This window comes from Dyella sp. (assembly GCF_036568765.1).
GTDB lineage: Bacteria > Pseudomonadota > Gammaproteobacteria > Xanthomonadales > Rhodanobacteraceae > GSA-30.
In genome coordinates, this window is sequence record NZ_DATCRY010000085.1 from 1 (window position 1) to 13,783 (window position 13,783).

The following is a 13,783-nucleotide window of genomic DNA, read 5'->3' on the forward strand; positions in this document are numbered from 1 at the left end:
GCGGCAGGCGTGCTCGGCGTGGTCACGACTGACAGTGTGCCAGGGGCAACGTCGCGTATCGACCTTTCTGCGGTTCTGGCCGCAGCCCTGGAAAACCTTTGAGTCTCGAGCGGGTGTCAAGGCCCATCCCTACCAACGCAACAGATATATCAATTCAGCCATGCGACCAGGCCGAAGGCCGCCACCATGGCGGCGATGCCGGGCGCTATGCGCCATGCATAGGGCCGGGTGCCCTTGATGAAAGCTACTATGCATTTCAGCGATGAGTTGGCGACCAGGGCGGCGAGAATGCCGATCAGTGCGTCGTGACGATCGATACGGCCCACGGCATCCAGTTGAGCTGCAGATGCGGCGGCGGCATGGACATCGATCAAGCCCGAAAAGGCCATGACGCCAGCCATGCTACCGGCGCCCAACCATTCGCGCGCCATGGCTGCCAGCAACATGACGCCGGCGAGCAAGGCAACGAAGCGGATAGCCGCGAGCGGCTCGAACGGGCGTGTGCCGGCAAGCGCACGGACTTGATCATGATCGGCTAGCAGACGACGGCTGCAGATCAGGGCAGCCAGAAGCGCTGCCGCTCCCGCGGCGACAAGCGGTAGTGCCAAGTAGCGCAGCAACGAGGGGGAGATCGCTCCCAGCACGACAGCCAGTTGTGCCACCGTGGAGACGTTGGACATCAGGCCCGCACTGGCCGCCGCCGCGGCGAGCTGCGGCGAAAGGCGCGCCCGTTCCCCCATGCTGGCGATCGTGGCGGTGCTGGAAACAAAACCGCCAGCCAGCCCGGCGAGGCCCAGTCCGAAATGCGAACCGAATACTCGCAAGGCGATGTAACCCAGCGAGGCGATCGCCATGATCGCCACAGCCATCAACCACAACTTGCGAGGATTGAGTACTTGCCACGGGTCGATGGCACGGTCGGGGAGCAAGGGCAGCACCACGAACACAGCGGTGGCCAGGATCAACAGATCGCGCAGTTCCTGCTCTGAAAGCCATTGTCTGGCCAGTACGTGCAGGCGTTGCTTGCTGGCCAATATGACGGCGACGGTCACACCGAGGGCGCCGGCCAGTTCGCGCGCGTGCAGGGCAAGCATGCCTAGCAGGAAGGTCACCAGCATGGTGACTTCTGCCGCAGGGCCCGCACCTTCGGCGTGACGTTGCCAGCGGCTCATGGCAAGCAGCATGGCAACGCCCAACCCCGCGGCCAGGACGGCCGATGGGCCGAGCCTGTCCGCCACTGCGCCGGCCAGGGCTAGCAGCATACAGGTCCGCACGCCGGGTTCCCCTGGCGTGCGTTCCGCTCGTCCTTTGGCCCGTTCGCGTTGTAGCCCGACCAGCAAGCCGATGCCTAGCGCCAAGGCCAGGCCGATGGTGTCGATAGGGAGCATAGGAGTCCACGGTACGAGCGCGCATTTAGCCTAGTGCGGCACCGCTGGTGGCTTGTTGATGCAGGTCAAGCGGTTCGAGCCGGGCATGGAATGTGCCGTGTATTTGACCGGCGTCAAATCGGAGCGAGCAGGCCGGGCGTACATAGGAGGGGACCGAATCGGCTTCACCCAGGTCAGTACCGATTTCCTACCGCAGGGTCAACGCCATGACTACGAGTGCGTCACAACAGTCCGCCAAGGGGGCGTTCGATAGCTTTCCTCATCTGCTTACTGGAACTCACTGGATCGATCGGTTGCAGGACGATACGCCTGTGTTGATCCGTCCATTGCGCCCCGAAGACAGGGAAAGGGAGGAGGATTTCATTCGCCGCCTTTCGCCAAAGACACGTCGCTATCGCTTCCTCGGCGATTTTCGTCAGGCAAGCCCGGCGCTGATCGATCAGATGATGAAGATCGATTTCCCGCGACAGGTGGCCTTTGTTGCGCTTGTGCACGAGAACGGAAAGCTGCGCGAGATAGGTGTGAGCCGGTATGCGGCAACCACTGACGATCGGCAGTGCGAATGTGCTGTGACCGTCGCTGACGACTGGCAGCATCGCGGCCTCGGGGTGCTGTTGATGCGCCATCTGATCGACGTGGCTCGTGGGAACGGCTTCAAGCACATGTTTTCTATCGACGATGCATCGAACGAATCGATGCGCCAACTGGCACACTTTCTCGGTTTTCGTCGCGAATTATCCCCCGACGATCCTGCGCGCGTGACGCACGTACTGGATCTGTGACTGGAGCATCCGATGACCTTTCATTCGCGGCGCCCGGACGATACGCAGTTGCCTGACACCATAAGCGGAGAGGCAAGCCACTTTCCTGCCGAGATATTGGCCCTTGTGACATCAACAGGACCTTGGAGTCCCGCCGTGATGGCAGCGTTCGCGCTGGCCAGGTCCTGGGACAGTCATGTCACGGGATGCTTCGTGGACCCCGCGCTACGCACATTACGTGGACTCGATGCGGAACCCACGGTACTGTCGCTGTTGCTGGAAATACCGCGAGATGTGGAAGGCGAAGCCGAAGCATTCGAGACGCTCGCGCATGGCTGTGGCGTGCAAGGGGCGACCTGGATGGCTACGAAGACCGGCTTGGCGCGTTCGATGCACCAATTGGGAGCTTGGCATGACCTCATCGTGCTGGAGCGAGATATCGGCGAAGGCGATGATGGCTTCGATCTGCTTGGCGAGGGCTTGCTGGGCTGCCGTAAACCCTGCCTGATGCTGCCGCCCGGTTGGAGCAGGGAGTTGGCTTTCGAGCGTGTGGCTCTGGCCTGGAACGGCAGCCTGGAGGCGACACGCGCTATCCATGCGTCGCTGCCATTTCTGAAGCTGGCCCGGGAAGTGGTTGTAGTGGACGGTGCCGCGCCGGTGCTGGAAGATGACGGCAAAGTCATGCCGTATTTCCATCCGTTGAAACACTTGTCGCGCCACGGCATTGCCGCGACGCGGCGCCGCATCCAGGTCCCCGGGCACGAAGCGGGCGATGCACTGTTGCATGAAGTCAAGCGCATGCGAGCGGACCTGCTGGTGATGGGCGCTTACGGGCGGTCGCGATTGCGCGAACGGATCCTGGGCGGAGCCACGCGCCGGGTGTTGAGTCAGGCGACGTTGCCCGTGTTGATGCAGCATTGAACAAAGCCTTCTCGTCCGGCTCTTCGAAAGCATGGCCTCTTTGTACGGGCGGTTAGCGCCCCTCGTAAGGCTTGAAGGCTTCCGTCGCGAAAGTTTCCGTGTTTTCAGTCGCTCACCTGGGCGGAAGGCTTCGATATTTCTGATCAATCCAATGGAATCGATTCGTGCATGTCAGGAATCTGGCTGGCAACTCCCCGGCTATGCAGTACATCTCGCATTGCTGCCATGCCGCGGTCGTACTCGCCATGGACCAGCAGCACCTTGCGTCGAGGGGCTCGCCCCAGCCAATCCAGCAGGCCTCGTTGATCGGCATGGGCGGAAAAGCCGTTGATGGTCCAGATTTGAGCGCGCACCTGGATGTCTTCACCAAGGAGGCGTACAGACTGGGCTCCGTCGACGATCCGCCTGGCGAGCGTTCCCTCGGCAGCATAGCCGACAAAAATTACGCTGCAGCGCTCTCGCCACAAATTGTGCTTTAGATGATGGCGGATGCGACCGCCTGTGCACATGCCCGATCCAGCGAGAATCACGGCGCCGCTCTCGATACGATTGATTGCCATCGATTGCGCCACATCGCGCGTAAAGCGCAGGCCCGGCATGGCGAATGGGTCGCTTTCGCGAAGCTGGTCCAGGAACTGCCGATCGAAGCACTCCGAATGCCGGCGGAATATTTCGGTGGCTGAGATGGCCATGGGCGAATCGAGGAACACCGGCATGTGCTCGGGCAACTTGCCGTCCATCGCGCCGCGATGCAGGTAATACAGGATTTCTTGCGCCCGTTCGAGCGCGAACGTGGGAATAATCACATTGCCGCTGCGTGCAAAGGTTTCGCGGATAGCGCGATACAGCTCGTCCACGGAGTCGGGCAGGGAGCGATGTGGACGATTGCCGTATGTCGTTTCCATCACCACATAATCGGCATCGGGAGCAGGCGCCGGGTCGCGCAGGATGGGCCGGCCGGGATTGCCAAGATCGCCAGAGAACAGCAGGGTGCGGTCTTGTCCGTGCTCTTTCAATGTAAGGAGGATGGATGCCGAGCCTAGAATATGGCCTGCGTCCTGGAATTTCGCCGTCACCCCTGGAACTACGGGTATTGTCTGGCCGTATGCCATCGGTGTGTCGAAGTAATCCAGGCAATGGAACGCATCGTCGAGCGTAAATAACGGTCCTCTGATCGATTCTCCGCGTCGCCGACCACTACGTTCGGCGCGCTCGGCATCTTCCTCCTGCAGCCTGGCGGCATCGAGCAGCACGATCCGGGCCAGATCGCGAGTAGCGGCAGTGGCCAGAATGCGGCCACGGAATCCTTGGCGCACCAGGCGTGGAATACGGCCGCAGTGGTCCAGATGCGCGTGGGTAAGCAACAGCGCGTCGATGTCTTCCGGCTCGAAACCGAAGGGCTCGTAGTTCAGATCGTGGTAATCGGCACCGCCTTGAAACAGCCCGCAATCGATCAATATGCGCCGGTCGCCATAGGTCACAAGATGACATGACCCGGTGACCTGCCGCGCCGCGCCGTGGGCACTGTAGCTGATCCGTGGACTCACGCTGATTACCTCCATGCCTGGATGCGGCCCGTCGCAACCGCCGGTTGAAGCGTCTGCTTCAATGGCAGACCAGCACGGGTACGGTGCTTGTCAACAACACTTTCTGCGTTTCACTGCCGAGCAGCAGCCTGGTAAAGCCGCGCCAACCGTGCGATGCCATGACAATCAGGTCGCAGTGGCGTCGTTGCGCCTCCTGTACGATCCAATCGCTCGGAACGTCGCTAACCGCGTGGCTACTATCGCAAGGGATCCCCACTTTCGCTGCCATGTCGCGTACTTCGGCAAGGTAATTTTCGGCGCGCTCTACGGCCGCTTCCATGTAGCTCGCTTCGGTTGCCGCAAGCATCTCAGTGACATAGGTGAAGGTATGGAACGGCGGGATGACATGCAAGGCGTAGACACTGGCGCCGCACGTGCGTGCCAGTTCAATTCCCAGTTTCACCCCATGCAGCGAAAATTCCGACCCATCGGTGGGTAGAAGAATGTGTTTGAACATGAACTTTCTCCTCGAGGTTGCCCGATCGACGGCAACTATGGCCGCCATCGATCACCAGTTCTCTGCCGGCGATAAGGTACCGATGAGCTTGCGCTCCATGCCCGAAGGAGCCCTTGATCAGGATCAACGTGTCGCGTCGCAGCGACGAAAATGAGTCGTGCCGGGTCTTCTGTTGATCTGCGTCAACAAGTATGGCGACTACCCTTTAGGCTTGCCGATGAAGCCCGCGCGATCGAGCTACGGCGAGCGAGGCCTTTCAAAAATGCTGTCTACACGTGCGAACGAAGGTGTATTGCCATGACAAACATGACTCGATACCGCGCGAGGCTGGGTACCGCCGGACGGTTAATGAGACAAGAGTAAGGGAATGCGCGAACTACGGAGAAGCTCTCGCGTAACGCCTCCCAATGCCCACTCGCGAAAACGCGAGTGACCGTAGCCGCCGGCGACGACAAGATCGGCGTCTACCTTCTCTGCGTGCGAAAGAATAAGGCTGCCGATATCGATACCTCGTGACTTTCGCACGATGGCTTTGGCGTTGACATCATGGGCGGCCAGATGCCCGATCAAGTTGTTTTGTCTTTCTTTTCCTGGTGCTCCCTGATCTTCATCGTAGATCAGCACATCGACCGACTTGGCGTCGCGTAGCAAGGGAATGGCGTCGTGCAGGGCCCGGCTTGCCTCCTTGGAGGATCGCCAGGCAAGGACGACTTTGTTAAGCGGAAAGACCAGCGATGCCTGTTCGGGTATGACGAGAATCGGCCGGCCGGCTTCGATAAGCAGTGACGCGACGCCGTTTGCGTGGGCTGTGCGCTTTTCCTCCTTGCGACTGAAGCCGGGTACGACGATCAGGTCGGCGTAGACGGCTTCGCGCGCCGCTGCGTCCCAGGCGCTTATGTACAAAGCTTCAACCGTGCGGATACGGTGCACGACCTTTTCCTTGGCCAGCCGCTGGCGCAGACGAGCGCTTCGCTCCTCGGCAGATTTGCGCAGGGTGTCATAAAGGTCCATTGTCCCTGGGTCGGGAGTCAGAGCCCAGGTATCGTAGGCAGGCATGGGGAGCTCGACGATTTCCAGCGCGGCTAATTTGGCTTGGTAGTGCGCCGATAGCGAGAGGGCTGCCTGCAAGGCATAGTCATCATAGCTGCCACCTGTCATGGGCACAGCAATATCCCTGAACATATGTGACTCCGCACGCGAGTTGTTTCAACGCAGTAAACAGTCGGTCAGCCTCCGCGGTCTTGATCAGGGTCAATCCAGGCGAAGTTTGTCGTGGTGATGGGTTTTTCCGATCAGGGCACGAGGGCTGCGGACTTGCGGCAGGTTTTTCAGGCGTTGTATTGCCGCGAGCAGCGCCAACCAGCCGCCCGACACCGCTGCAATGAGTGCCGCCAGGGGGTGTGCTTGTGGCGAAACGTTAGCAAAGCCAAGCATGGAGCTGAGGATGGGAATCAGCAGAATGGCCGCCATCAGTGCCAATACGCTAAGGAGAAGCGGCATGAGTCTAGGATTGCCGGCGAAGCTTGCCCGGCTGAACGGCCGTGCCGTGTCGTGATTGGCTAATGCAAGCAGAAATACACTGAAAACGAGCGACAGAAAAGTGGCCGGTCGCGCTACATCCGGTGCTGTACCCATGATGTTCATCAAGGCGTAAGACGCAGTCAGGACGGCTGCTATGCCGGTGCCTTGAGCGATGCCGGTCCACAGATTCCCGCCGAAGAAAGGTGACTCCTCCTTCGTTCGTGGCAGGCGTGTCATGAGCGTACCGGATGCGTGCGCAGATTCGAAGACAATCGAACATGCCGGGTCGATAACGATTTCAAGCATTACGATGGCTACCGGAGTCAATGCCATTGGCCAGCCCAAAAGGCTGGGGACGATCGCCAGGGCTACAATCGGTGCGTGCACGGCCACGATGAATCGGCTTGCTTTAGCGATATTGTCGTAGATCAATCGCCCCTGGCGAATCGCCGAGACCAGGCTGGAGAAGCTGTCATCGAGCAGCACGAGTGCGGCGGCCTCGCGTGCGACATCGGTACCCCGGCGCCCCATGGCGACGCCGACATCAGCCGCCTTCAGCGCTGGCGCGTCGTTGACGCCATCGCCGGTCATGCCAACGACATGGTCCAACTGCTGGAATGCCCTGACCAGACGAAGCTTTTGCAACGGACGGACGCGGGCGCATACGGTCACGTCGGCAAGACGTCTGGCCAGCTGTCGATCGCTCCAGGTATCGATCTCGTCCCCGGTAATGTAATTACCACGATTACCCAGGCCGACCTGGGCGGCGATGGCCTGCGCCGTTTGCGGATGATCGCCAGTCATCATGATGACGCGAATGCCAGCGCGCAGGCATTCGGAAACCGCCGCCGCGGCGTCCGGGCGTGGTGGGTCGCGGAACGCCAGCCAACCGAGAAATCGGTACTTCAAGTCGCGTTGACTGTCCGGCCATTCACCGCTGTCCCACTGGCCCGAGGCCACTGCGATGACACGCAAACCTTGTGCCGCCAGCGCCTGGATCCTTCGGTCGATGTCGGCCCGCTCTTTAGAAGGAAGATTACAGAGGGCCAAGATGGCTTCCGGTGCTCCCTTGGCAGCAAGGTCGTGACCTTCGCCTGCTTCGCGTACGAACGCGTGCGTCATGGCCATCAATGCCGGGGTGAGTTCGTATGTCCTGGCGAACGGACGATACGCTGCGGCTTGCGCCTCAGGAGGAAGCCATTGTCGCGCATAGGCTGAAATGGCTTTTTCCATGGGGTCGAACGTATGCGGCGAGATGGCCATCAAGGCATGGACAAGCAAGGGCTCGAATTGGGGAGGCATCGGGCCGTCAGCGGTTCGATGGGTTTCCGAACTCATTGCCAGTTCCGCCAGTTCCATGGCGTTCTGCGTCAGTGTTCCAGTCTTGTCGACGGCTAGTACCGATATGGTGCCCAGCGTCTCCACGGAAGCGACACGCCGCGTCAGCACGCCGCGGCGGGCGATACGCCATGCCCCCAATGCCAGGAAAATGGTCAGGACGACCGGAAACTCCTCGGGCAGGATCGCCATAGCAAGCGCGATGGCCATCAACAGGCTCTCCTGTGGTCCATGGCCCTGCAATAGCCACTGCAGGACGAACAGGGAAAACGCGAAAAGCAGGGCGGCGCCGGCGAATATCCATACCAGTCGCCGCGAGTCGCGTTGCAATATCGAGATGGGTTCCTGCGTCGTCGACAGGGCCTGCCCAATGCGTCCCATGGCAGTGGCGCTACCGGTTGCCGTCACCTGGGCGATTGCGGTCCCTCGGGTAATGACGGTGCCAGCGGATAATGAGATATCGTGTTCCACTTGGCTTTTGTCTACCGGTACCGACTCGCCCGTAAGGAGCGATTCGTCCACTGACAGGCTTCCGTCCAGCAGTTTCGCGTCGGCGCAGATGCGATCCCCCTCGCCGAGAACCAATACATCGTCGACAACCACTTCCGCGGCTGAGATATGCTTTTCGATTCCATTCCGAATGACTCGGGCACGCGGTGCGGCGAGGTCGCGTAACGCTTCCAGGGCTCGTTGTGTGCGCCTGGATTGAGCGATCGTGAGTGTCGCAACGAAGGCGACCGAGCCGGACAGGAAGATCGCCTCTGCAGCATCGCCGAGGCGAAAATAGAGCGCGGCGGCGACAATTAAAAGAAGAAACATAGGCTCGGCGAGTACTTCGGCAATCATTCGCCATAACGCTTTGTGCTTGACTGACGGCAATAGGTTGGGGCCACTCTTCTTCAGCCGCTCGGCGGCCTCGTCGTCGCCAAGGCCGGAAGGCCGGAGCGAACGATTACGAGCAGGCGTGCGATCGGCGGGAGGCATCGATAGCGGACTGGACGAGGACACGGGCAGCTGTCTCAATGAGAAAGCAGCAAGGGGACGCGACTGTGCTGGAGTACATGCCGTGTCACGCCACCGAGGATGACTTCGTGCGCGCGTGAATGACTCCAGGCTCCCATGACGAGCAAATCCGCATTGTGTTCGAGGGCGCGTGCCAAAATGGCATGGCCTGGATCGTCGATGAAAACCAGTGCTTCCCAGTCTGCAACAACGCCGTGCCTGACGAGCCACGCATTCAGACGGAGCGCTGTAGGGCGGGTATCGCTTTCTTGAGTCTCTCCGTCGAGCACAATGACCCGTTTTGCCTGGAGAAGTAACGGTAGCGCCGCTTTGACGGCGCGTGCGGCTTCGATCGATCCATTCCAGGCGATGACGATCGTGTGGGCGCCACGTTCTTTCAGGCAGCCGTCCGGAACGAGAATAACGGGTGCAGAACCCGCCAGCAGGGTACGCCCAAGCAGCCATGAGCGTGGCATGACCTTGGACTCGGCCGATATCAATCGGCCGACGACCATATCCGTAAGGCTCGCACGGCGTGCCATGGTGTGTTCGTAGAAACCTCGATAAACCTCCCATTCGCCGCTTACGCCGTTGGCCTCGCACTGCCGCATCCACCAGGGCTCGCGCTCGCGCGCCTGGCGTTCTTCCTGATCGATCAGTTCAAGCGGATCGGGCAGGGCTAACAGTGCCGCGTCCAAGCGCACGATATTCACGCCTGTCACGTGTCCGCCACAACGCTTTGCCAAGGCAAATGTATAGCGCAGCAGTGCGGCATTATTTGCGCTTGCGTCGATATCGACGAGCAGGTCTATCACATCGCCTCCTTGTATGCTGGCGCTCAGCGGCTGGCAGTCAGTCCACGAGAAAGGTCACGCGCAGGCAGGTGCGCCACTCTTCGATATCGCCGCCCGGAGTCGTGACGACCTTGATGTCGCTGATCCAGGCGCCCTGGATGTTATTGATCGTCTTTGCGACCTTGCGAAGACCGTCGCGAACGGCTTCTTCCAGGCTTTCGGTCGAGGCGGCGTTGATCTCGACGATTTTGGCTATGTCGCTCATGGGCGAGGGTCCCGGCGTTGGGAGGGACTCTCACGATAGGCGTTTGGCGAGGGGCTCCGTTGATCCATATCAACTGATCGGGCTCGAACATCGCTTGGTGTAAAGCACCGGCTTGGCGCGGCCCGGTTGCGGTCGCTATTCTGCGGGACAGCCGGTTGGCAATTCCCCTGGACCTATCCAACGAGTACGCCACACTAACGGTGGCTCGGGCCATATCGACCTTTCAACATCATGCAGGGGGAGCTGCAATGAGCAACATCGTGTCGTTCGATGTATTTACCAGCAAGCATCGCACCAGGCGTGCCTCTCCCTGTTTACAGGGGGAGGCTTCGAGAGAGAAGCCCTTGTCCCTGGCGATCATGAAGCACCTATGCAGCCTCGATATTCGTAAGTTCACTGCGGATGCCCGGCTCACTGGGCTGCGCATCGCCGAGAATGACCTTTATACAATGGGTACTTGGTTGACGTTGTTTTTCGGGTCCATCCAGAATGCTTCATTGGCAAAGCGACCGAAAATATCCCGAGGCAGGGTGGGCTGACGTTCGATCGACTCTACCTTGGCCCGGACCGAATGCAGGCCGGGCATGCCTACCCGTGCATCGAATTCGTCGGCGTTGTATTCGACGTTGTCGAAGTCATGTTCGAACCAGGGCTCGCCAAGGAATCGATAAACCGCACGCAGCGCCGTCACCGGATCGCGCACCAGACTTTCGTAAGTCAGCATCAGCAGGTGATCTTGGGCGTACTGGCCATAAAACGCCTCCTTGGTTGCCTGGTAGGCAAAACCCACCATGCCTCTCGGATCGGTCAGGGCTTCGACGCGGGAGTAGACGGTGGTATTGGTGTCGAAGCGGAACACTTTGCTGACACTGACCGGTTGCTTCTGTACCAGTCGCTCCATGCTGTCCAGTACCCAGGCCAGCTGCCGTACGCAGGCGATGACCTTCACTCCGGGGAACAACGTGTTGAGCAACTGCATCCTGCTGCACCATAGTCTGCTGGTGTCGAACACTACGCCTGCGTCAGCCTCGACCGAGTAAAAGTTCTCGACCAGTCCGCGCAAGAGCGCGATGCGCTGCTGGTCGGAGACATCGAACGAAAAATCGTTCTTGCTGCTCGCTTCAGCCATCACCACGCCCATGATGTCGGCGAGCGGACTGGTCATGCCTGCGCGGAAGCGTGGATTCTGACTGAGGATGGCCGCAAGCAACGTCGTGCCGGAGCGCGGCAGCCCGGAAATGAAGTGGAACTTCCGTGTCGGGTTGCTAACGTCTGGTGCGAGAGGCATGTGGAGTTTTCTCCGATCGATGGGTTTCAAGGTGCAGGTGCTGTCGATGCACGTATGCGCATTTCGTAGCCAACCTCGACCATGCGAGGTTCTCCTTTTCCAAGCACGCGAAGGAGCAGCTCCTCGGTGGCTCGCTTGCCCATTTCATGCACGGGCTGGTGAACGGTGGTCAGTAGCGGCCATACTTGTGTGGCAATCGTCGTGTCGTCGAAACCACATATGGAAATTTCGTCGGGAACCGACACACCAGCCTCCGCGGCCGCCCAGATCGCGCCGACCGCCATATCGTCGTCAGCCGCAAAAATAGCCGTTGGCCGTTGCTTCAGTGCAAGCAGGCGGCGAGTCGCTGCCACACCGGACTCGAAGGAAAACTGACCCTGGACCATATAGATCGGGTTCTCTTTCAGCCCCGCGCGCTTCAAGCCGTCGCGGTATCCGGCAAGGCGCCACACGCCCGCGCCATGCTTCGAAGGGCCAAGGATATGTGCGATGCGGCGGTGACCCAGTGAGGCAAGATGGTCGACCATGGCTGCCGCCGCTTCGCGCTCGCGCAATATCACGCCGATGCAGCCTTTGGAATGGCGCGGAGCGATCGAGGCAAAGGGAAGTTCGCTCTGGCGCAGATGATTGAGTAGTTTTGCGTGGTCGGTGATGGGGGGCGTAAGGATCAGCCCGTCGGGTTGATGGCGCGAGAGGATGCTATCGACACGCTCGACGAAATCCGGCGCCGTCGAAACCAAAGGCTGTACCATCATGCTGTATTGCTTTGCCTCACAAGCCTCGAGCACACCGGCCTGGACTTCCATGATGTAACTTGGCGAAAGGTTGTCATAGAGCAGGCCGATCATGAAGGATCGATTCGTAGCTAGGCTGCGTGCCGAGGTAAGCGGGCGATAGTTGAGTTCCGCAACGGCAGCAAGTACGCGTTCCCGAACGGAGTCGCGTACGTTCGGCTCATTGTTCAGGACGCGCGATACGGTCTTTTTCGAGGTGTCCGAGGCAAGAGCGACGTCGTTGATGGTCACGCGCGACATGGAAGCCTCTGCGTCGTCAGTGTTCGGTTCCCTGTGAGGTGCCAGCCGGAACGCTTTGGGTTGGAACGTTCCATCCATTGACTTCGACCACGGTAGCGGCCCCCCTCTGCGCTTCGTATCGCGCGGTTAGGACCGTCGACTCGCCGGGCCAAAGCGTTATGTCATTGTCATTCCAGCGTATCGGCAGCGCAAGATCGCCGTGTGCGCCACGCCTGATCGATACATGCTGGAACAGTGCCAAAGACTTGGAGGAGGCGGGCACCGACAGAGTAACCGTGGTGACTTCGTCGCTGCCTTCGCGGCGCGTCGTCGCATGAACCTCGCTAGTCGCGGTCGGCAGTGACTTCAGTGCTGTCAGGTCTCCATACTGCGTAAGCGGGGTGAGGTACCAGTTCGAATGCGCCCAATCGAGCGTATCCGGGCGTGTAGACAGCCAGTAAACATTGCGACTGACCGGCTTGCCGTCGGAACCGGCGAGGTCGAGCTCGATGAAGTAAGTCGGGGACAGATCAGCGATGGCCGGTAACGTCATCAACAGCCGCGTATGGTTGCCGGCGAGGTCGATGCCCTGGACGCGTTTTTCGTAGCGTGTGCTGCCGTCCATATTGCGCACACGAATGCTTGCTTGCAGGCCCCGGGCATCGTCGAGTGTGTGGTTGACCAGCACGATGTCATGGGAATCGTAGGAGTACTGGATGTGCACCGGTTCATTGGCTTTCTTGGCACCGAAATAAGCGCCGGCGGGGTTCATGTAGTAGTCGTACAGATGCCAGTGCAGCGAAGGCCATGCGTTGTTGAGCATCCAATAGATAACGCCGGTCGATGGCTTGGCAGCATCCATATGCGCATTGAATGCCTCGAACTGCGCGCGGACATTGTCATAGTTATCGAGCTGAGCCTTGGCGACGTAATCGGCCAGGCCGGTCGGTGCGCCATAGCGGTTGGCCAGTGCCTTGTCGAAAGGCGTCAGTACAGAGAAAGTCGACCAGTCCGCCGAAGCATGGAACTGCCTCGCTTCGGGGTATTTCCATAGAGCTTCCTGTTCCTGCGGAGAAAGCATGCGCTGCACATCTTCCAGGCGGGGAATATCCGCGCCTGCGCTGACCTCCGAATCGAAGCCGACCGCTCCCCCCAGCTTGTCGGCGTACCAGTAAGAGGGTGGAATCCAATCGTATGGGCCGTCCATCTTCAGGCCGGAGGGCCCCGCCTCCGGGGTGCCCTTGGGAACGGCTGCCGAGATAATCGGCAACGACCAGTCGGCGGCACGCAACGTATCGACATAAAGCTTCGAGACGGCTGGCGGCGGCGGATTGTCGCTGCCGATCAGGAAGCCGATCACCGAGGGGCGATTGCGCAGCAGCCGCGCCTCGGTAGCCATCGAGTCCGCCGCTACTTTCATATCGGCATCGTCCCAGGGGGCGCCGCCGG

The 13,783-nt window shown here is 60.1% G+C and carries 11 protein-coding genes and 1 pseudogene; 2 read left to right on the plus strand and 10 right to left on the minus strand.

The window, feature by feature from the left end; translation table 11 throughout:
- Positions 1 to 149: 149 nt before the first annotated feature.
- On the minus strand, positions 150 to 1,388 hold the full coding sequence (locus VIM98_RS06565) for an MgtC/SapB family protein (RefSeq protein WP_331992301.1): 1,239 nt from the start codon (positions 1,386 to 1,388) through the stop codon (positions 150 to 152).
- A gap of 206 nt (positions 1,389 to 1,594) precedes the next feature.
- Here VIM98_RS06565 and VIM98_RS06570 point away from each other — a divergent pair, with 206 nt between their 5' ends.
- Together VIM98_RS06570 and VIM98_RS06575 are read left to right on the plus strand one after the other, a co-directional pair.
- Positions 1,595 to 2,170 (plus strand): GNAT family N-acetyltransferase, encoded by a 576-nt coding sequence (locus tag VIM98_RS06570; RefSeq protein ID WP_331992302.1) that lies wholly within the window; start codon positions 1,595 to 1,597, stop codon positions 2,168 to 2,170.
- Between the two features lie 138 nt (positions 2,171 to 2,308).
- Complete coding sequence (locus tag VIM98_RS06575; protein ID WP_331992311.1) at positions 2,309 to 3,070, plus strand: universal stress protein; 762 nt, start codon at positions 2,309 to 2,311, stop codon at positions 3,068 to 3,070.
- A 143-nt stretch (positions 3,071 to 3,213) separates the two neighbouring features.
- On the opposite strand, the gene VIM98_RS06580 is transcribed toward VIM98_RS06575, so the two are convergent.
- The 9 genes and pseudogenes from VIM98_RS06580 to VIM98_RS06620 form a co-directional block, all read right to left on the minus strand.
- Entirely contained in the window at positions 3,214 to 4,617 is a 1,404-nt protein-coding gene (locus tag VIM98_RS06580; RefSeq protein ID WP_331992303.1) for an MBL fold metallo-hydrolase, read from the minus strand.
- Positions 4,618 to 4,675: 58 nt separating this feature from the next.
- Positions 4,676 to 5,113: a universal stress protein gene (locus VIM98_RS06585; protein WP_331992304.1), complete on the minus strand. Its 438-nt coding sequence runs from the start codon at positions 5,111 to 5,113 to the stop codon at positions 4,676 to 4,678.
- A 345-nt stretch (positions 5,114 to 5,458) separates the two neighbouring features.
- The gene (locus VIM98_RS06590; protein ID WP_331992305.1) at positions 5,459 to 6,295 is read right to left on the minus strand and encodes a universal stress protein; all 837 of its coding nucleotides are present in this window, start codon (positions 6,293 to 6,295) and stop codon (positions 5,459 to 5,461) included.
- A gap of 69 nt (positions 6,296 to 6,364) precedes the next feature.
- Entirely contained in the window at positions 6,365 to 8,980 is a 2,616-nt protein-coding gene (locus VIM98_RS06595) for a cation-translocating P-type ATPase (RefSeq protein ID WP_331992306.1), read from the minus strand.
- Positions 8,981 to 8,991: 11 nt separating this feature from the next.
- Positions 8,992 to 9,789 carry a universal stress protein gene (locus VIM98_RS06600; RefSeq protein WP_331992307.1) on the minus strand — a complete coding sequence of 266 codons (798 nt, stop codon included), beginning with the start codon at positions 9,787 to 9,789 and terminating at the stop codon, positions 8,992 to 8,994.
- A gap of 37 nt (positions 9,790 to 9,826) precedes the next feature.
- Entirely contained in the window at positions 9,827 to 10,033 is a 207-nt protein-coding gene (locus tag VIM98_RS06605) for a dodecin family protein (protein ID WP_331992308.1), read from the minus strand.
- A gap of 442 nt (positions 10,034 to 10,475) precedes the next feature.
- Positions 10,476 to 11,321: a sulfotransferase gene (locus VIM98_RS06610; RefSeq protein WP_331992309.1), complete on the minus strand. Its 846-nt coding sequence runs from the start codon at positions 11,319 to 11,321 to the stop codon at positions 10,476 to 10,478.
- Positions 11,322 to 11,347: 26 nt separating this feature from the next.
- Positions 11,348 to 12,355, minus strand: a complete 1,008-nt coding sequence (locus VIM98_RS06615) for a LacI family DNA-binding transcriptional regulator (RefSeq protein ID WP_331992310.1) — start codon at positions 12,353 to 12,355, stop codon at positions 11,348 to 11,350.
- A gap of 16 nt (positions 12,356 to 12,371) precedes the next feature.
- Positions 12,372 to 13,783, minus strand: a pseudogene (locus tag VIM98_RS06620) (glycoside hydrolase family 2); the annotation flags it as partial.

What these genes read in the sequence shown, in the direction of transcription:
- VIM98_RS06585 (WP_331992304.1), bottom strand. Translation starts at nt 5,113, where the DNA reads ATGTTCAAACACATTCTTCTACCCACCGATGGGTCGGAATTTTCGCTG.
- VIM98_RS06605 (WP_331992308.1), bottom strand. Translation starts at nt 10,033, where the DNA reads ATGAGCGACATAGCCAAAATCGTCGAGATCAACGCCGCCTCGACCGAA.
- VIM98_RS06610 (WP_331992309.1), bottom strand. Translation starts at nt 11,321, where the DNA reads ATGCCTCTCGCACCAGACGTTAGCAACCCGACACGGAAGTTCCACTTC.
- VIM98_RS06575 (WP_331992311.1), top strand. Translation starts at nt 2,309, where the DNA reads ATGGCAGCGTTCGCGCTGGCCAGGTCCTGGGACAGTCATGTCACGGGA.
- VIM98_RS06590 (WP_331992305.1), bottom strand. Translation starts at nt 6,295, where the DNA reads ATGTTCAGGGATATTGCTGTGCCCATGACAGGTGGCAGCTATGATGAC.
- VIM98_RS06565 (WP_331992301.1), bottom strand. Translation starts at nt 1,388, where the DNA reads ATGCTCCCTATCGACACCATCGGCCTGGCCTTGGCGCTAGGCATCGGC.
- VIM98_RS06570 (WP_331992302.1), top strand. Translation starts at nt 1,595, where the DNA reads ATGACTACGAGTGCGTCACAACAGTCCGCCAAGGGGGCGTTCGATAGC.
- VIM98_RS06615 (WP_331992310.1), bottom strand. Translation starts at nt 12,355, where the DNA reads ATGTCGCGCGTGACCATCAACGACGTCGCTCTTGCCTCGGACACCTCG.